The sequence below is a fragment of the Bacillus sp. CGMCC 1.16607 genome, from assembly GCF_042683745.1.
In the GTDB taxonomy this organism is placed as follows: Bacteria; Bacillota; Bacilli; order Bacillales; family Cytobacillaceae; genus Pseudoneobacillus.
The window spans coordinates 234,675-257,605 of record NZ_JBHUJX010000007.1 but is presented as its reverse complement, the minus strand read 5'-3'; the positions used below and the strand labels follow the sequence as shown (position 1 = coordinate 257,605).

At 37.8% G+C, this 22,931-nt stretch carries 15 protein-coding genes and 1 pseudogene; 11 read left to right on the top strand and 5 right to left on the bottom strand.

What is annotated here, in order from left to right; translation table 11 throughout:
* Nucleotides 1-232 precede the first annotated feature (232 nt).
* The 7 genes and pseudogenes from ACFSO7_RS02500 (at nucleotide 233) to ACFSO7_RS02470 (ending at nucleotide 12,040) form a co-directional block, all read left to right on the top strand.
* The gene (locus ACFSO7_RS02500; RefSeq protein ID WP_377875035.1) at nucleotides 233-652 is read left to right on the top strand and encodes an HXXEE domain-containing protein; all 420 of its coding nucleotides are present in this window, start codon (nucleotides 233-235) and stop codon (nucleotides 650-652) included.
* A 65-nt stretch (nucleotides 653-717) separates the two neighbouring features.
* A complete protein-coding gene (locus tag ACFSO7_RS02495; protein WP_377875033.1) occupies nucleotides 718-1,860 on the top strand; it encodes a hypothetical protein in 1,143 nt (380 codons plus the stop codon).
* 38 nt (nucleotides 1,861-1,898) lie between these two features.
* Nucleotides 1,899-2,933, top strand: a complete 1,035-nt coding sequence (locus ACFSO7_RS02490) for a hypothetical protein (protein ID WP_377875031.1) — start codon at nucleotides 1,899-1,901, stop codon at nucleotides 2,931-2,933.
* Between the two features lie 434 nt (nucleotides 2,934-3,367).
* Nucleotides 3,368-4,552 (top strand): annotated as a pseudogene (locus tag ACFSO7_RS02485) (HAMP domain-containing protein); the annotation flags it as partial.
* On the top strand, nucleotides 4,547-5,494 hold the full coding sequence (locus ACFSO7_RS02480; protein WP_377875089.1) for a methyl-accepting chemotaxis protein: 948 nt from the start codon (nucleotides 4,547-4,549) through the stop codon (nucleotides 5,492-5,494). The pseudogene ACFSO7_RS02485 and the gene ACFSO7_RS02480, both read left to right, overlap by 6 nt.
* A gap of 503 nt (nucleotides 5,495-5,997) precedes the next feature.
* Nucleotides 5,998-6,198 carry a hypothetical protein gene (locus ACFSO7_RS02475; RefSeq protein WP_377875029.1) on the top strand — a complete coding sequence of 67 codons (201 nt, stop codon included), beginning with the start codon at nucleotides 5,998-6,000 and terminating at the stop codon, nucleotides 6,196-6,198.
* 136 nt (nucleotides 6,199-6,334) lie between these two features.
* The gene (locus ACFSO7_RS02470) at nucleotides 6,335-12,040 is read left to right on the top strand and encodes an S-layer homology domain-containing protein (RefSeq protein WP_377875027.1); all 5,706 of its coding nucleotides are present in this window, start codon (nucleotides 6,335-6,337) and stop codon (nucleotides 12,038-12,040) included.
* A 147-nt stretch (nucleotides 12,041-12,187) separates the two neighbouring features.
* On the opposite strand, the gene ahpF is transcribed toward ACFSO7_RS02470, so the two are convergent.
* The 4 genes from ahpF to ACFSO7_RS02450 form a co-directional block, all read right to left on the bottom strand.
* Nucleotides 12,188-13,717 (bottom strand): alkyl hydroperoxide reductase subunit F, encoded by a 1,530-nt coding sequence (gene ahpF, locus ACFSO7_RS02465; RefSeq protein WP_377875026.1) that lies wholly within the window; start codon nucleotides 13,715-13,717, stop codon nucleotides 12,188-12,190.
* A gap of 13 nt (nucleotides 13,718-13,730) precedes the next feature.
* Nucleotides 13,731-14,300 (bottom strand): alkyl hydroperoxide reductase subunit C, encoded by a 570-nt coding sequence (ahpC, locus tag ACFSO7_RS02460; RefSeq protein ID WP_377875024.1) that lies wholly within the window; start codon nucleotides 14,298-14,300, stop codon nucleotides 13,731-13,733.
* A gap of 339 nt (nucleotides 14,301-14,639) precedes the next feature.
* A complete protein-coding gene (locus ACFSO7_RS02455; RefSeq protein ID WP_377875022.1) occupies nucleotides 14,640-15,047 on the bottom strand; it encodes a nuclear transport factor 2 family protein in 408 nt (135 codons plus the stop codon).
* A 298-nt stretch (nucleotides 15,048-15,345) separates the two neighbouring features.
* Complete coding sequence (locus ACFSO7_RS02450; protein WP_377875020.1) at nucleotides 15,346-15,717, bottom strand: VOC family protein; 372 nt, start codon at nucleotides 15,715-15,717, stop codon at nucleotides 15,346-15,348.
* 225 nt (nucleotides 15,718-15,942) lie between these two features.
* On the opposite strand from ACFSO7_RS02450, the gene ACFSO7_RS02445 reads away from it, so the two are divergent.
* Together ACFSO7_RS02445 and ACFSO7_RS02440 are read left to right on the top strand one after the other, a co-directional pair.
* The gene (locus ACFSO7_RS02445; protein WP_377875018.1) at nucleotides 15,943-16,503 is read left to right on the top strand and encodes a sigma-70 family RNA polymerase sigma factor; all 561 of its coding nucleotides are present in this window, start codon (nucleotides 15,943-15,945) and stop codon (nucleotides 16,501-16,503) included.
* The gene (locus ACFSO7_RS02440; RefSeq protein ID WP_377875016.1) at nucleotides 16,493-18,031 is read left to right on the top strand and encodes a penicillin-binding transpeptidase domain-containing protein; all 1,539 of its coding nucleotides are present in this window, start codon (nucleotides 16,493-16,495) and stop codon (nucleotides 18,029-18,031) included. The genes ACFSO7_RS02445 and ACFSO7_RS02440 overlap by 11 nt, the downstream gene beginning before the upstream one ends.
* Before the next feature lie 1,393 nt (nucleotides 18,032-19,424).
* Here the strand turns inward: ACFSO7_RS02440 and ACFSO7_RS02435 are convergent.
* Nucleotides 19,425-20,579: a sulfite reductase subunit alpha gene (locus tag ACFSO7_RS02435; RefSeq protein ID WP_377875014.1), complete on the bottom strand. Its 1,155-nt coding sequence runs from the start codon at nucleotides 20,577-20,579 to the stop codon at nucleotides 19,425-19,427.
* A gap of 440 nt (nucleotides 20,580-21,019) precedes the next feature.
* On the opposite strand from ACFSO7_RS02435, the gene ACFSO7_RS02430 reads away from it, so the two are divergent.
* Nucleotides 21,020-21,775: a hypothetical protein gene (locus ACFSO7_RS02430; RefSeq protein ID WP_377875012.1), complete on the top strand. Its 756-nt coding sequence runs from the start codon at nucleotides 21,020-21,022 to the stop codon at nucleotides 21,773-21,775.
* 216 nt (nucleotides 21,776-21,991) lie between these two features.
* Nucleotides 21,992-22,867 carry a sugar phosphate isomerase/epimerase gene (locus ACFSO7_RS02425; protein ID WP_377875010.1) on the top strand — a complete coding sequence of 292 codons (876 nt, stop codon included), beginning with the start codon at nucleotides 21,992-21,994 and terminating at the stop codon, nucleotides 22,865-22,867.
* Nucleotides 22,868-22,931 lie beyond the last annotated feature (64 nt).

The following is a 22,931-nucleotide window of genomic DNA, read 5'->3' as shown; positions in this document are numbered from 1 at the left end:
TGTCTAGTTATAAACTAGACATATTATTTGTCTAGAAAGATATTTTATTCAGTGGTACCGCCTATAACCTACATCTATAAGTGAAGGACATTTACCCCAAACCATTTGTTAACAAGTTCTTGTTAACTCCTATTTTTCAACAAAGTAAATCGTTCAATGAATTGTTCATTAAATTATCCAAAAATAACAATTTATGGTACTATCGTAAAGATATTATTTAAGGAGGTACATGATGTTCTTCATTGAAATTCATAATGCCATTTGGCTTTTTTTGGTCATTTTTATGTTGCATGATTTTGAAGAAATGATCAGTGTAGAAAACTGGTCTCGGAAAACATCTCATCTGGTAGAAAACTCTAATAACCGTTTGAAAACTTTGGTTTGGAAATTTTGGAATATAAATTCACATTCATTTGCAAAAAGGGATGTTGTAATATTCTTTGTTGGTTCCACAATCGTATACTTAAAAGTTCAATTTATCGAAAGCGGTTGGGCTGAAATCCTATTTTTGAGTTTTTTGGTTTTTGTACTTTTACATAACCTGGTACATATCTTACAGACACTTATTTTAAAAACGTATACTCCTGGATTGTACACAGCTATTGGTTTGGTTACACCATATACAATTTATCTATTAAACAGATTAATATAATTATAATTCTGTGGAAGCCGGCGGTTTCAATGAAAGTAAAGTTTTATTAGGGAGTTGAATGTAGTTTGAATAAAAAATGGATGTTACCTCTTATTTTCTCTCTTTTTCTCTTGATTGGGTGTCAGTCAGAGGATGACAAGAAGTATGAGGCTTTATTACAGGATGGAATGTATGCCCTTGAAAAAGAGAGTTATGATGATGCAATAGATATTTTCAAAAAAGCATTAGGGCTAAAACCTAATGATAAAAAGACATTAGATCTACTACTTAAAGCCCAAGAAGGAAAGACGTTAGCTAAAGGAAATGAACAAGTTACCTATACTCCGATTGATGAGAATGCCGTATCGAACCGAGATTTTATTATTGAAGAGAAAGATCATAAGTTTTATATTAACGGGGTCACTTTATTGATGAGTAAAGAAGAAATAATTGAAAATTGGGGTGAACCAGACTCCATTGAAAAACCTAGTCCTGAAGATGAATATTATCAATCAGATTATGATAATTGGTTATTTTTGAACTACGGTGATTTTAAGCTAACAGTCTATTCTAATCAATTACGGGTAGTTGATCTAAGAACAAAAGAATTTGTTTTTAAAGAGGATTGGTATTTAGCTTTAGCATTGCAAAAACCTGATATTGAAGGGGAAAATTTTCATTCTTTCACCACAGAGGAACAGTATATGAATTTTAACGAAGATGAACCTTGGATGCAATGGGCTGAAGATAATCCACAGTACACAACCGAATCCAGTAGTGTAGTAGATAATCATTTATCTGGACAATCTCCGGGTGAGTTTTTTACAAGTCTTGCAAATAAGACCGGTTACAAAATACCGTTAAGCGCATTTGAACTAATCCCTGACTATAAAGATCCATCAAAATCAGTTGGATATATGTATAAATTAACTGATGAGATTAACTTGGATTATGATGGAAGTGATCAATTGGAAAATGTCGGAGTTTCGCATTTTAGTGGCGGAGAACCTTCACGAGAATTTTTATATTTATTGAATGAATTAATAATAACTGCTTCGTCAGTCCAACCAGAAATCATCATTAAGCAGCTTGATCGTAATATGGTTAAGTCAGAGAACGGACTTGCCAATTCTAGTGTCGTTTATCAAGATGGTTTGGTTTATAAATATTTAGAAAATGCATTAGGACACTTTTTTACTATTTATGTGGAGGGGTATGAAGAATTATAACTGTAACAGATAAGAAAATGTAATTAGGAGGTTATTAGTTGAAGAAATTGAGGATTTTATTTTTATCTATTCTACTAGTTTGTATATCCGCAACGAGCACATTTGCTAGTGATGATCCAGAACGGGACATGCAAATTACTGGAGCCCAATTACAATCAAGTCAGTCTGAACTTGCAATGGTCATGCTAGGGACGAATTATATGGATTATAAAAATGCAACTAATTTTTCCATAGTAACGATAAACCCGCTCACCTTGGGAAATGGACTTGTTAATAGCAATGTTATCATTATGAACGAGCAAGGGAAATTGTTTGATTCTAGTTGGAATCATGCGTTAGTCCCTGCATTTGGTAGCGATAAACTTAGTAAGCATACCTATAAATTTATCATAACCTATGATAATGAAAGTAGATTTGCAGGCTCGTTTAAAATGAATGATAAACTACTTATGCGCTACACCATTACACTTTCACCAAACGGTAAATATACGATTAAAAGTGAGCCTTTAGCTGGTGAGGAAACTGTAAAAGCGCCAACCACACCTAAGAAGCCTGCTACAACAAATAGTATCGTCTTAAGTAGTAAGGATGTTACCTTAATGGGGATTAGTCTTAACGAGAACATTAATAACATGGTAGGGCGTTTTAAGAAAACATATAAGAACATCCCTATTGAACCTTTTTCTCATAATGGGGAAACTAGCTATCTATCTGGAGATCCAACACCTGCAATGGCCTATTTCTTGGGTGTTGATTATGATACTAAAAAACGTGTCATAGGAGTAGATTACCAACATTTTAAATCTGAGAAAAAGGGTTTTAACGTTGTAACGAGTAGAGGAATAAAGCCAGGTTCAAGTATTTCACAAGTGTATAAGCAATATGGTAAAAAGGTAAAAATCTCAAGAGACAAAGACCCAGGCTGGAACTACGTTGAGCTTACATATAATATTAGTATCAAGGAAACAAAACAAACCGGTACCTTGACATTCATGACACGTTATTCGAAGAAACAAAAGGAAGCGGATGCAAAAGTGATGGGTATCGAGTATAAGGTAACCCCGATAAAATAAACGTAAACACGGAACCGGATATTATAACTGATAATAAATGTGATCAGTATTATCTAATAGGAAACGAAGAAAATACTAATTAAATAAATAACTATTAGAATCTTCTTGATGTGAAAGAAGATATTCTATAAGTTCTATATGGACGGTCTCATGATTTACATGTGACCGTCCTTTTTTTGCTCCCTATGAGAACCGGTTCGACTGGTCAAATTCTGCTTTCCCCACATTATTTTTGTTTTTGAAGTATATCCTTTAGGGCCACAGGGACGGTTCCATTGGCATTTTCGGAATTTTTACAGCAGTAAGTGTCAAGGAAAATAAATGGGGAAAACCATGAGAACCGTCCCGGTAGTTTGTATGTATTTGTAGAAAACTATTTCCATTGTAGAAAACATCAAATTCTACTTGTTTTTACAAAAAACGACATTATAATTATGGTTAGTAGTCAATTAGACCTAGTTACATTTTACTCGTTTTGTCTTTTAAAAAAGCCTAAGAATGGCAATAAGGGGCGTATCATGTTAAAGAATTTAAAATTTGCGAACAAATTATTGGTGTTTGTCTTGATCGTATCGATTTTCCCGTTACTTATCCTGGCATATTTGGGTTACAATGCACTCGACCAAACACTCGAAAAGAAAACAAATGATAGCGTCCATCAAAGCGGAAACAGCAAGGCGAAAGAGATCGATCAATGGTTCAAAGGGAAAAAAATCGAAGTGGATGCTATGGCAAATACAACTGTTTTGAAAAAGAAACAACTTTCTGATCAAGAGCGAAGTATATACACAGCTTATAATTGGTGGAAAATAAAAGAACGGGACGAAGGTGTCTACGATGCACAGTGGTCAACCGATGCTTCCGGGCGTACCATCATTGCTTCTCCAAATGATGAGGGAGGCGTAGATTCTATAAAAGAAGCTAGTATCGCCGATCGCGATTATTGGAAACCGTTAATTTCCGGGAATGTGGTGGTCAGCAACCCGATTATTTCAAGATCAACTGGAGAAACGGCAGTTGTTGTAGCAGCACCTACTATTGGAGATGACGGGAATCCAGTTGGAACCGTTGGGAATAACATTCTCCTAACCAATATCAAAAAAATATTGAAGGATATCAACCTTAGTAAGAATAGTTTTCCTGTTCTCATCAGTGGAAATGGGACATATATTGTTCATCCGGATGAAAGCATGATTCTATCTCCTGAAAATGAAAAAGGAAAAAAAGTGAATGAAGAATCTGATTCTCTTAGTAAAACCATTTCCTACCTATGGGATAAGGAAAGTGGGAAATACAAGGAAACGGAATACAAAGACAGAGAGAAACTTGTAAGTATATACCCTATTTCAGAAGCGGATTGGAAGCTTGTTATCGTTGCAGATACAAAGGAATTATATGCTGAACGAACCCATCTTCTTACATCATTTGGCATCACATTGCTTGTGGTTCTTCTATTGATTGTTGTAGTTGGTTATCTCTTCATTCGTTCTATTAAAAAGCCTCTTACGGGTCTTATGACGGAATTCCAAAAGGTAAGCGAAGGTGACCTTGGCGCTCAGATTGAAGTTCAATCAAAAGATGAATTCGGAATTCTTGGAAACAGCTTCAATTCGATGATTTCAAATATCAGGCATCTTGTATCTGGGATCAAAGATATGGTCCATCATCTTGAGAAAACAAGCGCTACTATCTCCACTTCTGCCCTTGAAGTGAGTGCAGCTAGCCAGGAAATATCACAGAGTATACAAGAAATTTCAATAGGTGCTGAACATCAAGCAGATGAAAGCGGAAAAAGTTTGGAAATCACTCAAAATTTATCCGTGAAGGTAGAAGAAATCACGGATGTCTTGAAAAGAACGGTTGAACATTCTCACAATATGAAATCTAAAAATGAATCTGGTACACAAACCGTGATGTACCTTGATGAGACATTTCAAAAGAACCAAGAAATGTCGAAAAACGTTGCAAGCAGCGTTAGTGAGCTCTCAGATAAATCGAAATCGATTGAGGTTATTGTCGAGACCATTAATTCCATTTCCGCACAAACGAATTTGCTAGCATTAAATGCCGCGATTGAAGCAGCACGAGCAGGTGAACATGGGAAAGGTTTTGCGGTCGTTGCTGACGAAGTTCGGAAGCTTGCCGAAGAATCCTCTCGTTCCACGAAAGAAATTCAAGAAATCATCAGAGACATTACTTCGGTTATTGAAAGCGCAAGTGGAGATATGGTGACAGCTGGGCAAATGGTGAAAAACGTAAATAGTGCAATTGAAGATACAAAAAATGTCTTCTATGATATGAAATCGTCCGTTGAAACTGTCATTTTTCAAGTGGATGTATTAAAGAAAGACATCTCGGAAGTGGACATAGCGAAAAACGATGTTCTCTCTTCTATTGAGCACATATCGAGTATCGCACAGCAATCTGCCGCCACAACTGAAGAAATCAGCGCTACAACAGAAGAACAAACCGCTTCTATGGAAGAAGTCGCATCTCTAATTCAGGAATTAGAAGGCATGATGAAGAATCTATCGAAATCGGTTGAGGTTTTTAAACTATGAATCACATGAAGCAAGGGACGACGGTTCTCTTGCTTCTTTTTTTGGAAGCAGGGGGACGGTTCTCCTGCTTCCTTTTTTGGAAAAGTATTAAAAACAGATCTAGTGCCAATCGAGTTTATATAAGTAATTTGCTGGAATGTCATATAAGTAGTAATTTTTGATGTGGGGAAGTGGAAGCGCGAGAACCGTCCCTGTGTTTTTTTGAGAAGGAGGGAGTTCCATTTCCGAGAGACCGTGGGGATTGTTCCTGAGGTATATTAAAATCTTAATCTACGCTTTAGTTTTAGGTGAATAATGTCCACATGGACTTCCGGAAACTCTCTTAACATAGGTAGAGGGAATTTCCTTGGTTTTAAATCCATAAGCCACACATGCCCGTGGGAAATTTATGTTCCAAGTTGTTTTAAAATGACGACAGGTAAAACAATTAATCCTTTCCATTCTCAAAACAACTCCCAGTGCTTATTTCCTACATAACTGTAGTTTACAATAAGTTTCTAGAGATGACAAATAGAGACAAAGAGGACCATGGAGACGGTTCTGCAGATATTTATTGCGAAAATCCTTCTATCTCAAAATTTGAAACGATGAAAATGAGCCATTTTGATCATCCTTTTCATGCTCCCTTTGTAGTAGATCCAGGAAGATTTAACCATACGAATTGTATGATCGATTTTCAAATTTTCAATCCACGAACTTTGTAGTAAATTGTAACTATTTGTCGAACCTTCGTGATATAATACTGAAAGACTTTATCCCTATATAAATGTTGTTTTATTAAACTTTGAAAATAATAAAAGGATATTTTCTAATAAATTTAAAGGAATGGAGGATGATGCTATGGTTCACAAAAAAATAATGCATGTACTAATCACTGTGATGCTATTTCTGCTAACTATTTTACCGAGCCAATCGGTTCTGGCAAATGCACAAGGAATCTCAACTTTAGGAGATAATCCTTCTGCCTGGCCAACCACCTTTTCACCTTATACAAATAGTGGAGGTAGTGTAATTTTGGATCCGGCGGGTGATGTTCACCCAATAGATGTGGATATTACTAGTGGAGTAGATCGGGAGAAGGGGGCTTTACCGTCGATGTTTGTGGCCTCGGACGGTGATGACTTCTTCGTAAGACTTCGCCTAAAAGGTGACCCTTATGATCGCAAAGGCGGTTTTCTATCCTCAGTGTGGCTTGTTCAGTTAGCTGTTGGGGGCAAACATAAAGCTACGATTGGATTGAATGGGAAATCACCTGCAACAGATTATGTATATGTCGCTAATGCAGACGGGTCTATTGTTCAACCTATTTATGCGACGTCAACAGTAGGTGGAAATACTGTTCCCGGAACGCAAATTGTGGAAGCTGAAAACGGACAATATTTTCTAGATTTTCAAGTACCTATTTCCCGGATTGCAGAAGTAGCTCCTGGGATTACTGGCAATTCAGACATTCAATTATTTTTTGGAACTTCAAAAGCGGCTAACCTATCTGTTATTAACAAAGAGTTCATGGATACTGGTAGTAACAATGGTAGCTCTGTCAATTTCCAAGGATTATCAGTAGTAAAATTGAATGAACAACCTTTAAGTGTTGCCATTGATGGAGGTTCGAGCAAGTCCTATAGCAGTACGAATAAAAAAATGAGCGGTACGACCTCTATTGATAGTGGACAAGTTACCATTTCTATCAATAATGGTTTCCAAGAAACTTTACAGGTTACAAATCATATTTGGAACTATACGCTCCCAGATACGATTTATTCTTCCAATGGTATACATAAGGCAACAGTCACTGCATTATCTGGGGAGAAAATGGCTACTGCTAAGCAAGATATTGTGATTGAAGGGAATACCGATACATTGACGATTAATGGTGGTGCTGTTGCAACAACAAGTTCTACTAATCCAACCATTTCTGGAACATTTGCTTCAACGACTTCTCGAAATAATTTTGAGATTAATTTGTACGTAAGTGAGACTAGCAACAGTTTGGGGACTAGTTATAAATCTAGTATTGATGCTGGTACGTGGACTAAGCAGATTACCCTTAGTAATCCAATAAACAATAAAGTATATTACTTAACTACGGAGTGGATTGAAAACGGTAACAACAAGACACCATATGCTATTACAAAACAACAACTTACCTATAAACAAGGTGCAACCATCAATCCCATAGCGGTTGCAATCAGCTCAATAACCGGAGATGCACAACCAGTTATTTCTGGTACATCAACAGGGACCGAGTTGGTAGAGGTGAGAGTTGACGGTGTTAGTACAGAGTTTGTAAAACCTGGTTCGGATGGTAAATGGAGTCTATCGGCACTTGAAAAGCCGCTATCCTCAGGTTCACATACGATTACAGCCATTGTAAGTAATGCATTTGGAAACACAGCTGTGGCGTCAAAAATGCATAGTGTTTCGGCAACGACTATTACAATTGATAACGGGGATAAGGTCACGATTAATGATAATCGCCCGACACTTCGTGGTAATACGAATGCTGCAAATGGCTCGACTGTGACTGTTAATATAGTAAATCATGGATCAATGACAACTACTGCTCAAAATGGACGCTGGAAGGTGGAGGTTCCAGACCAATCACCGATTCCGGACGGTACACACACTGTTACTACAACCGTTAATAGTGCCACCGCTACACAGCAGTTGACTATTGATTCTAGCACTGACGTTTCTATTTTATTACCAGCAAAAAACTCCCAAACAACTGATTTGACGCCTGTGTTTTCTGGAAAAGCGGAGAAAGGTGCCTCACTTTCCTTGAAGCTGGAAAAATCGAATGAGGATTTTGTTTGGATAGAGAATTTAGTCGCAGATAGCTCAGGGAATTGGTTGTTTACACCAACTACCGATCTAGCTCTAGGTGACTATACAATTAATATCCTAGCAGCTGATGCTTATGGCAACGAAGCAATGGATAGCAGCAATTTTAATATTAGCGATAATACGAAGCCGACTAAGATTCAGGTGACGGGTATTGATCCTACAACGGTCACAGTAGATAATGGAACGAGTCTTGTTGAAGCGAAAGCTAAACTTCCTGCCAAAGTATCGGTACAATTAGCCGAAGGCGATCCAAGGCAAATTAATGTTAGTTGGAGTGAAGAGTCAGTACCAAGCTATGATGGAACAACAGCTGGCCAATATGTATTTACTGGAACCCTTGTAAATCTACCTGAAGATGTGTCTAATGACAGCCACTTCACAGCTAGTGGAGAGGTGACAGTTAGTCCAGCACCTAAAAGCGGGACAGAAATTCTGACCTATGCCTTTAAAGGCTTGAGTGCGACAGCTTCTATAGATCCAGCAAATCATCAGATTCAAATCGAACTTCCTTATGATGCTGACGTAACGAATTTAATTGCTGAGTTTACTCTTTCTGAAGGTGCAACAGCAACAATAGGGGAGATCGCTCAGCAAAGTGGTGTCACAGTCAATGATTTTACCGTGCAGAAGCTTTATACAGTTACGGCTGAAAACGATACGAAAGAAGTTTGGACGATCATTGTTAACTTAGCAGAGCAAGGGCAAAGTGCTCAGCCTGTAGTGACGAGCCCGACTCCCGTTCGTGAAGGTGACAAGACTTTAATCGGTACTGCTGAGGCAGGTGCGGTAGTAACGATTAAGATTGGAGACCGTGAGCCTCGTACGGCAACGGCAGATAAGGACGGTAATTGGCAGATTGATGATCTGACCTTACTAAAGGATGATGTCCTAACTATTTTTTCAAAAGCTCCTGATAAAAAGGAAAGTAGCGCCCTCGTTATCACTGTTCTAGAAAAACTAAAAAACATCCAATCGTTTAGTCCAATTACGGTTAAAATTTTTAAAGGAACAAATGCAGATACCGTTATCTCTTTACTTGGTTCAACTGTAGATGCAAATTTAGATAACAATAGTACTCGAACGATCCCTGTTACTTGGAATTTAAATGACCAAGATTTGAACTCAAGTGGAAGTATTCAGCTGACTGGCACGATCGGTTCTTTACCGGAAAATGTCGTGAACCCTAATCAATTACAGCCAGCCGCAACCATAAATGTGGTTGAGGATTTAGATCTCCGTGGAAGCACTGGCGGGAAAAAGACTGTCACTGTAACAGGTGCTCAGCCTGGAGCAACGGTGAAGCTTTATGATCGTAATAACGAATTAGTTTACACTGAGCAAGCAAATGATAATGGTTTACTCACTTTTACAAATGTTGAAGTGGGAACAGGGTATTATGTAACCCAGTCTATGGGTTCGCTTATTAGTTTGAATTCAGCACCGGTCAATGTGAGTGCCCGAGCCGTTAACGATCTTGTCATTCACGGTAGTATGGACGATGCCAAAACCGTGTCAATTGAAAATGCTTTACCAGGTGCAACAATCGTGCTTTATGATAAAAATGACCAATTCATTCAATCGAGTACTGCGGATTCAAGTGGGATAGCTCTTTTTACAGCAGTACCGACAGATATTAATTATTATGCAACCCAGGTTATTGATGGAGATGAAACAGAACCATCAAAGAAAGTAGATGTTTTCCCTAAAATTAAAATCCGCTTTTCGGAAGGAGATATATGGGAGAGTGTCACGAAACCTGTGTTCGTAGTTGATCAACTATTAACTACACCTATCGTATGGTCTTCAAGTAATCCGCAAGTGTTAAACATTTCGGATTCGCTAGTGCCTACTCAAGGAAGTAGTGTCCGAGAATATGTCGTCGATGTTAATCGCCAAGATCAGGACACCAGTGTTATTTTAACAGCGAAGTTGCTGTTCGAAGGTAGACAAGTTGAACGGACCTTCCTCTTAGTTGTAAAAGGAAAACGTTACAACATAAATAAAGTAACAGAAACATCGGGAAATCATGTAACACTTGGAGGTCAGCAAATCACTCAAGGGATTGAGGTCACTCGAACAACATTGAATGATTCTAGCAGTCAACCACTCCAGCGGGTAGATAAGCTTATTATCTCTGAATCTGCAAATCTTGGCAGTGGGGATGTATCTCTTCATTTTGACGATACTCCAAATACAGGTATAAAAGCAGATGAACAAGCTGTTGAGATGTCGTTGGAGGCTTTAAGGAAATTAGATGGCAGCCTAACCATTGTAACACCGGAAGGAACCGTCCAATTACCACAAGCGTCGCTATCTAGTATGACTGATGCAGGGCTCGATTTGTTTTTCCGAATTGTTCCGATGAGATCTTCTGAACAGAAACAGGAAGTGATTGATCGAACCAAATCTATGATGCAAGTAGCAGCAGGCAGTAATAAAACTGTTCAAGTGCTTGACATCCCACGTGAGATTGAAACGAACTACACGGGATTTGAAACAGAAATCATCCTGCCACTTAAGGGGATGAATTTGACTGCTCAGCATGTGAGTAACTTGAGACTGTTTATCGAGCATACAAATGGAACGAAAGAAGTCATCGTTCCTGGTACTAATGGAGAAATTATCTATGAAAATGGACTTCCTGCTGGATTAAAATTCAGTATTGATCATTTTAGTACATTTACATTTTTCCAGGTATCAGATATTGTTCCGACTCCGATTCCTACACCACCAACTAATTCAGGGGGGGATAGTGGAGTGAGCCAACCAGTTGAAAAGATCGTTAACCAAATTAATGCACCAATGAAAAGTGAAGTCATCGCAGGTAAACCTTTCAATGTAGAAGGGAAAACAATTGCTTCGACGAATGTAGCCATTTTCATTGATGACCAATGGGTGGCTAACGTACAATCTGATAAGCAAGGAAATTGGTCTTATGAGATAAAGAATGGATTGGCAGCTGGGGTTCATAAAATAAAGACCACTATAAAAGATTTGACAGGAAATGAACTGGTTAGCAATATCATTACTTGGACAATCGTTAATGAAAAGGAAATTGGAACTCATATCAAGTATATAAATGGTTTTAAAGACGGGACTTTTCGTCCGAATGAGTCCGTTACTCGGGTACAGATGGCAGCGATGATGTCGCGGATTTTGAGTGGAGGCAATATACCGGTAGCTTCTAGTATTAATTACTCCGATATCTCAAAATCGTGGGCAAAAGATGAAATTGAATTTGCTCGTTCACAAGAAATCATTTTAGGTTATAACAATGGGAAGTTTGGACCGAATGATCACATCACACGTGCCCAAATGGCGGTAGTAGCAATGCGGTGGATTGATAAGCACTGTGCGAAAAATCCTCAATATGCGGCATTCTGTAAATCGGACAAATCAGTCATTACCTATACAGATGTTCAACCTAGTCACTGGGCTAAAAATAGCATTGAACGTATTAGCCGCACAGGAATCATGAACGGATTTGCAGACGGAACATTCCATCCAGATGAAAAATTGACACGTGCGCAAGCTGTCAAAGTTTTAAACAGTCTGTTCCTCCGTGGTCCACTAGAAGGAGTCGCAAATCCGACCTTCCCAGACGCCCCAACCAATCATTGGGCTTTCAAAGACATCGAGGAAGCAGCAACCAATCATGAGTTTGAGTTGAAGGATGGACTTGAATTTTTGGTGAAATAGAAGCGCAGGGACGGTTCTTTTGCTTCCTGAAAACAAGGGTGCGACCAAAAGGACAGTTTCTCAGGGTTTCTATTTTTAAACAATAAAAGAAAGTCACTTTACTACCAATTAGATAGTATAGTGACTTTCTTTTTTTTATACTAGTTATTAGTTTCGGATGAGATAATCAAATGCACCTAAGGCAGCATTTGCCCCTGATCCCATCGAAATAATGATTTGCTTATATGGACTGTTTGTACAATCGCCTGCAGCAAACACGCCAGGGATGTTCGTTGCTCCACGATTATCTACAACAATTTCGCCAACCTTAGTACGTTCAACGGTTTCACCTAACCAGTCTGTATTTGGCACAAGACCAATCTGAACAAATACTCCAGCCAATTCAATATGCTTAACAGATCCAGTTTCACGCTCAACAAAAGTAATGCCGTTTACTTTATCCGTTCCGGTAATTTCTTGTGTTTGAACATTCTTTAAGACCGTTACATTTGGCAAGCTGTATAGGCGATCTTGCAGGACTGAATCTGCTTTCAGTTCTGGGTTAAATTCAAGAATGGTTACGTGATTTACAATTCCTGCAAGGTCGATCGCTGCCTCGACGCCGGAATTACCGCCGCCAATAACGGCTACGTCTTTGCCGGCAAACAATGGACCATCACAGTGTGGGCAGTAAGCTACCCCTTTATTCTTAAACTCAGCCTCGCCAGGTACACCAATATTGCGCCAGCGAGCACCTGTTGATAGGATAACGGTTTTGCTCTTTAGAACTGCGCCGTTTTCCAGTTCAACCTCAATGAGGTCTTTCTTTTCTAAACGTTTAGCACGCTGTAAATTCATCACATCAATGTCGTATTCTTTCACATGCTCTTCAAGGCTTGCTGCAAGCTTAGGACCTTCGGTTGACTTTACACTGATAAAGTTTTCGATGCTAAGCGTGTCCATAATCTGACCGCCAAAGCGTTCAGCAACAATGCCTGTACGAATACCTTTACGTGCTGTATAGATGGCTGCACTTGCACCCGCAGGTCCGCCTCCAATAACAAGAACATCGAATGGATCTTTATCAGCAAACTCTGATGCATCTGGAGCATTCCCCATCTTAGCAAGTATTTCTTCAAGTGACATGCGACCGCCACCGAAAGATTCCCCATTTAAGTAGACTGTAGGTACTGCCAAGATGTTTTTGCTTTCAACCTCAGCTTTAAAGGCTGCGCCATCAATCATCGTATGTGAAATATTAGGGTTAAGGACGCTCATTACATTCAATGCTTGTACAACATCAGGACAGTTGTGACAGCTTAGACTAATGTAAGATTCAAAATGATATTCGCCCTTAATGTTTTTCACTTGATCAATAACTTTCTGGTCGACCTTTGGAGCTCTTCCGCTTACTTGAAGCAGAGCCAACACTAATGAAGTAAATTCGTGTCCAAGTGGAACACCCGCAAAAGTGATCCCAGTGTCTTCGCCGATACGATTCACACTAAAGCTCGGAGTTCTCTGTAATTCTGTGTTCTCCACTTTAATTCTAGATGACATTGTAGCTAATTCATCCACTAGTGCCAGCATGTCACGAGAAACTTCATCGGATCCTGCGCTAACTTTGAGCAGCACTTCGCCCTCCATCATTTGAAGGTATTGGGCTAATTGTGCTTTAATATCTGCATCAAGTATCATTGGTTACACTCCCTTAAATCTTGCCCACTAGATCAAGGCTTGGCTTCAGTGTAGAAGCACCTTCTTGCCATTTTGCCGGGCAAACTTCACCTGGATTGTTGCGAACGTATTGTGCTGCCTTAATTTTGTTAACAAGAATGCTTGCATCACGGCCGATGCCGCCAGCGTTGATTTCAACTGCTTGTACAATACCGTCTGGATCGATGATGAAAGTACCGCGATCAGCAAGACCTTCTTCTTCGATTAGTACATCGAAGTTGCGAGAAATTTGTTGTGAAGGGTCGCCAATCATTACATATTTGATTTTGTTAATTGTTTCTGAGTGATCATGCCATGCTTTATGTGTAAAGTGTGTATCTGTTGAAACAGAGAACACTTCAACTCCAAGCCCTTTTAGCTCTGCATATTGGTTTTGAAGATCCTCAAGCTCAGTTGGGCAAACGAATGTAAAGTCTGCAGGATAAAAGCAAACAACACTCCATTGTCCTTTCATGCTTTGTTCAGTAACCTCGATAAACTCGCCGCTGCCAGCGTCGTAAGCAGAAGCTTTAAATGGTAGAATTTCTTTTCCAATTAGTGACATAATAAATCTTCCTCCTAGATTTGTTTTTAGATCTTAAATAGTTTGGACATAAAGTCATAACTTTAAAAGGGAAATAATGATGATCATTATTCCTTAATTAAAATAATTATAATACAAAACTTATTATCATATAGGATTTACTTTTTGTCAACAGTAAGACCACGATAGAATGACTTCACTTGGATTTTCAATTTTTTTTTGCAGCAAAAAATGAGAAAGTTACATGAAAAGCCCTTCCAATTGGAAGGGCCAAGTAATTTATTTTAAGGAAAAATAATTCTTACAATCGTTAATAAACGGAGTCTCTGTCACTCCAAGTTCTATGTGTTCTCCAGAATGTTAGAAGATTCCGTTCTCATTAGGGGAATCCTCTGGAACGGGTTGACCAATATCCCACAATTCAACAATTTGGTTATCCTGGAAACGAAAGATATGTACAACAGCCCCTCCAAGATCCTCGGGATTCTGTTTTATATGGGAGTGAACCGCAACCGTATCTTTCTCTCGAATCGCCAGTTTTACCTCAAGTATTTTGTGCGGATTTTGAACGGCATTCTCTTCCATTGCGAGCATGAGCGATTCTGCATCGCCACGGAAATAAGGGTTGTGGTGACGAAAGTCAGGACCGACATAAGCCTCGTATGCTTCACGAACCTTCCCTGATGCTACGAGTTGTAGAAAAGCCACTGCTTTTTCTTTAAGTGAGAGGTTCGATGAAAACGACTGTTCTGTATCCATTTCAAGCATCCTTTCCGATCAAGAATTATTCTGTTTTAGAATGAATAGAAGTTTAGGATATTTTTTAAAGGCTCTGAATCGCCTCTTTTTACTAGGTAAAAAGTATAACATTTTCGGAATTCGAAAATTGTCTAGCTCCGGCGCCTAGCCCCGACGTACAGGATGTACTAGTGTCGACAATGCGACAGGACGCCCGAGCCCTTGTCGACCTCGAGGTCAAATGTTCGAAACCCAAAAAGTCAAAGAACGACTTTCTGGGTTTCGAAGCATTTGCTTGTCGGGGCTTACAAGCGCGCTTGCGCTTTTCTTATCGATGTTGATCTACAAGAATTTGATTTCCGTCTGGATCTTCAATCATGAAGTGAGCTGGTCCATTTGTTGCTTCATTTGCTTCAGAAAGCATTGTTATTCCGTCAGCTTTAAGTTGTTTTTGAATATCCCGAATATCTGTAAACGATTCGAGATTCTCCGCATTTTCATTCCATCCTGGATTAAAGGTTAGAATGTTCTTGTTAAACATTCCTTGAAATAACCCAATAATACAATTTTCATTTTTCATAATCAGCCAGTTTTGAGTTATGTCACCACCAAGAGATTGAAATCCTAGTTTTTCATAGAATGCCTTGGAAACATGAATGTCTTTTACGTTTAAACTTACAGAAAATGCACCTAATTTCATTTGTTTTTCTCCTTTTTAATTCGACTGTTATTTTAAAAGTTTTTTACTTAAATTTATTTAATTTAACTATAAATGAGTGTTTGGAAACTAGCAACTTTTACCATGTTGGAAGCGCAAGAACCGTCCCTGTGCTTTTCCCAAGAACCGTCCCTGTATTTTAAAAAAATGAAACCAGAAACAAACCTAACACGTCTTAGGTGTAGTTAAAGTTTATGAGGTGAAATAGTGAAGTCGATAGAAAATATTAAGGACTTTAAATTGTCCGAAACAGCTAAAGAAGATCTTCTAGAAGATATCATGGATGAGTATGGCGAAAGATTAACGAAATTAGCTTATACCTATTTACAGGATTGGGGGAAAGCGCAGGAAGTGGTACAGGATGTATTTGTTATTTGCTATAAGCATTTAGAAGAATACAATACCATCAATTCCTATAAGTCTTGGATCTATCGTGTAACGATCAACAGATGTAAAGACAAATTAAGAAGTTCATTTTTTCAAAGGTTTATCTTTAATAGTAAGGAACTCAAAGACTTGAATTCTTCGGAACTGACTCCGGAAGATAAGGTTTTAAAATCTGATGAAGAGGAATTCTTATCAGAATGTGTTCAATTGCTACCGGTTAAATATAGAGAGGCTATCATTTTATTTTACTATGAGGAATTGTCTATCGATGAAATGAGTTCGTTATTAGACTTGAACCCAAATACGATCAAAACGAGATTACGTAGAAGTCGAGATTTGCTTAAAAAAATTTTAGAAAGTGGTGGAAAAAGTGGAAGATAAACTTAAAAATCTACGGACTGCTATGGATCATACTGTTTTAAAGGGTAGCCATTTTAATGAAGAACAGAAGAATAAAGTTCGGAAGCGTACGAAAGGTAAGAAATATATTTTCAGCAGAAACCTCATTCCTAATATATTAACAGTTGCTTTTTGTCTGGGATTATTAATGATTACAGTGAATCTTTTCACTTCTAATTTATTTGAGAAGGAAGAAATGGCTGTCGATGAAAAAGAAACTAGTTCCAATCATGAAAAAAATGAGCAATCACAGCAAGAGTCTAAAGTGGAAATTCCCGATAGCAAAAAATTATTAGGTAATAAAGTAAATTCCGTGCTAGGGGATCTCTCACCTTCTGATGTCATTCCTAAAGAATACAAAGGGGAAGATGTGATTTTAACAGTAGATAAGGAACTCCAGGAAGCTGTTGAAACCATTTTAGAAGACGAAATCATGAAAACGAAGAAGTTACCGGGAACTCAATTACTAGACCGTGCCTTTGTTGTTATGATGGACCCAAATACAGGCGAAATTCTATCTTTAGCTGGAAAGCTATATGAGGAAAGCGGAAATGGTAATGGCCAATTATCTGATTATGTCAAAGGAACCTATCAATCATCCTATATAATGGGCCAAAGTATAACTGGTGCAACCATATTAACAGGATTTCAAACAGGAGTTATTAAACCTGGGACCGTACTTCTAGATGAGCCTATTAAATTTAAAGGTTCAGTGACACAGAGATCCTGGAAAAACATGGGCAACATTAATGAATTGGATGCTTTAAGTAGGTCATCTAACGTGTATATGTATAAAACAGCGATGGCAATCGGTGGTGCTAATTATCAATACGATATGCCATTTAAGATAAAGCCTGAATCATTTTCTATTATCCGCAACCAATTCAATCTATTTGGATTAGGTGTAAAAACAGGAGTAGATCTACCCGGTGAAAGTAGTGGTACATTAGGAAAAAATGAAAGCCCTGGATATTTACTAGACTTATCGATCGGTCAATTAGATACCTATACTCCTTTACAATTAGCACAGTATGTATCAACCATTGCAAATGGTGGTTATCGAATGAAACCACAAATGGTGAAAGAAGTAAGAAAAAAATCATCAGCCCAAGAAAATCAGGGGTTAGTCATTTCTTCATTGAAACCAGAAGCGCTTAATACGATAGGCATGAACGAGGAATTCATTAATCGAGTTCAAGAAGGTTTTCGACAAACCATGCAAGATAGTGGAGGAACAGCTTTTGGAACTTTCAACAATAAAGAATATAAACCAGCTGGAAAAACGGGAGTGTCAGCATCATTTTATGAAGGTCCTGATTCTTCACACTTGGAGGAACTAGTATCTAATTTAACGTTAGTTGGATATGCCCCACATGACAAACCTGAAGTGGCGTTTTCTGTGGTTGTCCCATGGGCCTATAATAGAAGTGAACTTGATCATAGAATAAACAATAGCATTGGTGAAAGAATTCTTGATGCTTATTTTCAACTGAAAAAAGAGAGGCACTAGTATCAACACTTAAGAAATGGTTCTAAAAAAAGAGAAGAAATATAATAAGCATCAGTTTTATAAAGTAAATCCCTTAAAAAGTGGAGATCTAATAAATTGGAACTGTTTCCTATGGAGACGGTTCCTTTTTATGAGGAAAAATAACCTAGGCTAGGGTCTAGGGGTTCTCAAAGCTTATAAAGTGGTATTAAATACTCCCCATGGTGCGAAATATATATTGGTTTGCTAACCCAGTTTCAGTTTTCAGTGTAGACCGCGGGTGGGTTCCACTGATAATTGTTCATCCTACCAATTCTCTAAACTAAAAAAGAACAAATCAATTAATTAGGATATGCGTTCGGTACTGTCAAAAGATATAGCTTGAGGACGGATTAGAAAGAGGGGATTTTGCGAGTGAAATTCTCATTGAACGCAAGTATTTCACAGCTATCCGCAAGTAAAAACACAATGGACGCGAGTATTTCACAGCTATCCGCAAGTAAAAACACAATGAACGCAAGTATTTCACAGCTATCTGCAAGTAAAAACACAATGAACGCGAGTATTTCACAGCTATCCGCAAGTAAAAACCCAATGAACGCGAGTATATCGAAGCTATCCGCGAGTAACCTCCCCATGCACGCGAGTATATCGAAGCTATCCGCGAGTAACCTCCCCATGAACGCGAGTATATCGAAGCTATCCGCGAGTAACCTCCCCATGAACGCGAGTATATCGAAGCTATCCGCGAGTAACCTCCCCATGCACGCGAGTATATCGAAGCTATCCGCGAGTAACCTCCCCATGAACGCGAGTATATCGAAGTTATCCGCGAGTAACCTCTCCATGAACGCGAGTATATCGAAGCTATCCGCAAGTAAAACCCAATGAACGCGAGTATTTCACTGCTATCCGCAAGTAAAAACACAATGAACGCAATTATTTCACTACTATCCGCAAGTAAAAACCCCATGAACGCAAGTATTTCACTGCTATCCGCAAGTAAAAACCCAATGAACGCGAGTATTTCACTGCTATCCGCAAGTAAAAACACAATGAACGCAAGTATTTCACAGTTATCCGCAAGTAAAAAGACAATGAACGCGAGTATTTCACTGCTTTCCTTAATTAATCAACTCATGACAAACGTCATCCTAACTCTAGAGGATGTAGTGAGAAGTGTTATCGCACTTCACTTCTTTTTTTGAATAATAAATAAACCTTAAAATACAGTGTTCGGTTTCATTGAAAACAAGAGAGCCGTCCCTATGTTTTCAAATAAGAAAGGGAGTTGATTCTAATGAATCAACTCCCTTAGTCTCTTGATCAAATGTTTTGTTCAGAACAGTCTTCTTTCTTAAAAAGTGTGTAGCCTTTGAAAACAGGAAAACCGTCCTCAGTGTTTTACAAAGTATTAATACACATCACGTTGATAACGACCTTGCTTCTGCATATCTTTTAAATAAGCTTCTGCAGAATCACGGTCCATATTACCTTCTTTTTCAATGATGGTAATCAGTGCTTCGTTGACATCCTTTGCCATATACTCCTTATCTCCACAAACGTAGAAATAGGCTCCTTTTTCAAACCACTCAAATAGTTCTTTACTTTGTTGGAGCATTTTATGTTGAACATAGACTTTTTCAGCGCCATCACGAGAGAAGGCGGTATCAAGTTTAGTTAGTATACCTGTTTGTTGGTAGTTTTCTAGCTCACCTTGATAAAGGAAATCTGAAGCAGCGTGCTGATCTCCGAAGAATAACCATGTCTTACCAGTTACTTTATTCACTGCACGTTCTTGGATAAAGGAGCGGAACGGTGCAATTCCTGTTCCAGGACCAACCATAATAATATCGCTCTCAGCAGATTCAGGTAAGTGGAAATGTTTATTTGCTTGAACAAAGACAGGAAGTGTATCTCCTTCTTTTACTCGTTCAGCACAAAGAACAGAGCAAACTCCTTTACGTTCTCTTCCATGAGCCGTATAGCGAACAGCACCAATTGTTAAATGAACTTCATTTGGATTAGCCGCAATGCTGCTTGCGATGGAATAAAGTCGCGCCGTCATTTTTCTTAACATGTTTACGAATTCTTGTGCTGTCACTTTCCATGGTCCAAAATCACGGATCATATCAAGCAAATCACGACCATTGCAATATTCCTTTACTTCAGCTGCATTTTCAGGTTGTAGGAGCTTATGAAGCTCATCATTTTCTGTATATGCAGCAGCTTGTTGTAACACTTTTTTGGTTAATAATGTGATTTCAAAATAAGTGGTTAGAGCATCCTTAAGCGTAAGCGTTTCCTCTTTGATGCTAACTTTCGTATTTTCATCCCACTGCATTTCCTCAATTAGGGAAGCAACTAGTTCAGGATCATTAGCTGGCATAATGCCAAGGGCATCACCAGGTACATAAGTAAGACCGGAACCTTCAAGAGATAATTCAATATGTCTTGTTTCTTTACTTGAACCTTCCCCATTTAAGTTGAAATTTTTAAGTATTTTGGCTTCAAACGGATTTGTTCTAGAATATGTTTGAACCATTTTTTCATCTGAAGTTGATTGCATGTGTAAACCTCCATATGTTAGTTATATACCTATAATAACACTTCGATAGGGAATTTAGATGTGAATTTTATCATTATTGTGTCATTTTATAGGCGGAAGCAAAGAGAAGCAAGGGAGGACGGTTCTCTTGCTTCTTTTTAGATACACAGGGATGGATTTCGCATTTTCAACTGTCCCTGAGTTTTAATATAATGTTAAACCAAATAGGGTCTAGGTACCATCAAATATAGAAAAAAGCGGCCGGAAGTTATTGAATAGTTTGATATAATAATAAATGCAATATGTAAAGTATTGGATAATGACTTTTGTTTTATGAAAATCATGCTAACAAAAATAATACATGCGGATTCATTTCTTTGAAGGTTCACTGATAATAGCCTTCATGGTTCATATGCTTAAAATAGAGAAATAAAATTAAGTCTGGAAACGGAGGAGTTTTGATGAGAAAAAAGAGAAAAAGTAAGTGGTTGACTGTATTTTTTGTCCTAAAATGGGCATTTCCGCTTTTCTTAGTGTTACTTTTGCCTCTTTATTATAAGGTGATTTGGCCACCGATGATTGGGAATCCAGCTAAAGCGGAGACTGTGGATGTTTTAGCGTTTTGGGGAGCCGTTTTTGGGGGGATCATCACTTTAATAGGAGTATTTATGACGATTCGTTTTTCACAAGGTGAAATTGAGCAAACGCTTCACCAACAAGAAAAGGACCATTTCATCAAGGGATTTGGAGCAACGGTTCTAGAAATCAATTCGATCACATTTGAGATGAAGAAATTTAGAAACTACCTGCAGCAATTACATACTAATTTACAACGATTCTCAGATTCAGGAGTCTTTCAGGATATTGTGATTGAATTTGATACAAAGGATGATTATAAAAAAATTCGTGGTCAAGTGAAACCAGATCTTGAAATTATTTGTAACCGTTTTGAAGGAAAAGCAGCTCACGCTGATGGATTTGTATACTATCAAATTACGATACTGTCAGGTGAGATAAAAAAATTCCAAACGCAATTGTATGGATTTGTCGATAGGTTGAATGAATCTACTAGCAAACCCGTAACAAAAATCAATGAAACCATATTTAAGGAAATAAACCAATCCTTAGACGAATGTGAAAAATCTCTTAAAATATATAAAGAAAAACTTGGTGATCGATTTATCCAATATTCCAAGGAAGATGGTTATTTGGAATAGAAGGATCCAAGGAACATGGGGGTGGTTTTACTGGTACTCTTGAGCTTTTTGAGTGCAAATGTCAAAAGAAAAAATCAAATGGAAAGTCGAAAAGCACATGGAAACCCAGAGAAGGATCACTGTGGAATTTAGAGGAGTCCACTTTTTTGATTATTGTAATAACTAACAATAAATACTATAATTTTCTAAATTGTTATTTTTTTGAGGAGAATAATTGTGAGAAGATTGCAAATTGGAATGTGGAATAATTTTAGTGAGGAATTTTGGGGGAAATATAGTAGCGACGATATAAAAGGTATCGAGATATCTCAATATCCTAATAAATCTGAGTTAGAACAGCTAGTTGTTTTTTGTCAAAATAAAAAGATAAAATTCGGCATTCATACACCTGTTTTTGGTGATGAGAAGACCCTACCTGAAATTATATCATTCAATAAAAATATATATTCTGAAGTTTTAATAAAAGTAGAAGAACAGGTAAAACTTGCAGCTGAATTTGGTGCTGACTATCTTCTACTGCACTATCCATTTCCACCAATTTATGAAACAGTGGTGGATAGAAGATACTGGACAGGTCCACCAGAGCACGCTTTTTACTATAATGAAGATATCAAAGAAGAAGACTTTAAAATTGCAAGTGAACGTCTTTTCCATGATTTAAGTGTTCTCCAGAGAAAGTATCATCAAAAGATTGTCCTTGAGTATGATTTCTTTGGGGGATTCGAAGATATATTTGTAAATATGTTTAATAAATACAGAGATCTGCAACTAGTAATTGATACACAAAGAATGGAGCATCATAAACGAACATTTCCTAATTTTGATCCATATAAATGGATGGATAAAATCAAAGATTATGTATACCTGGTACATTATAGTAATGTTTATTTTGGTGAAAATGTAAAGCGTCATTTGCCAGTTCTACCAAACCAAAGTGACCATCCTGAATATGGCGATTCCTATAAATACTTAAAATATTTATCAGATAGAAACTCTTTTTTTCATGTAACTTTTGAACATAACCCATCTTTAATTTCTAAAAAAGAACTGGATATATGTTTTTCTTCAGTGAAGGAACTTATTGGTGAATAATTTATTTAGTCAACAGGGGGGAGTGACCCTCTGTTTTTATTTTGTAAAATGAAGTAGTTAGGCT

Coding starts and splice junctions, on each gene's coding strand:
- ACFSO7_RS02455 (WP_377875022.1), bottom strand. CDS start 15,047: ATGCTTGAAATGGATACAGAACAGTCGTTTTCATCGAACCTCTCACTT.
- ahpC (WP_377875024.1), bottom strand. CDS start 14,300: ATGTCACTAATTGGAAAAGAAATTCTACCATTTAAAGCTTCTGCTTAC.
- ACFSO7_RS02480 (WP_377875089.1), top strand. CDS start 4,547: ATGATTTCAAATATCAGGCATCTTGTATCTGGGATCAAAGATATGGTC.
- ACFSO7_RS02435 (WP_377875014.1), bottom strand. CDS start 20,579: ATGCAATCAACTTCAGATGAAAAAATGGTTCAAACATATTCTAGAACA.
- ACFSO7_RS02500 (WP_377875035.1), top strand. CDS start 233: ATGTTCTTCATTGAAATTCATAATGCCATTTGGCTTTTTTTGGTCATT.
- ahpF (WP_377875026.1), bottom strand. CDS start 13,717: ATGATACTTGATGCAGATATTAAAGCACAATTAGCCCAATACCTTCAA.
- ACFSO7_RS02470 (WP_377875027.1), top strand. CDS start 6,335: ATGGTTCACAAAAAAATAATGCATGTACTAATCACTGTGATGCTATTT.
- ACFSO7_RS02475 (WP_377875029.1), top strand. CDS start 5,998: ATGACAAATAGAGACAAAGAGGACCATGGAGACGGTTCTGCAGATATT.
- ACFSO7_RS02450 (WP_377875020.1), bottom strand. CDS start 15,717: ATGAAATTAGGTGCATTTTCTGTAAGTTTAAACGTAAAAGACATTCAT.
- ACFSO7_RS02430 (WP_377875012.1), top strand. CDS start 21,020: ATGAGAAAAAAGAGAAAAAGTAAGTGGTTGACTGTATTTTTTGTCCTA.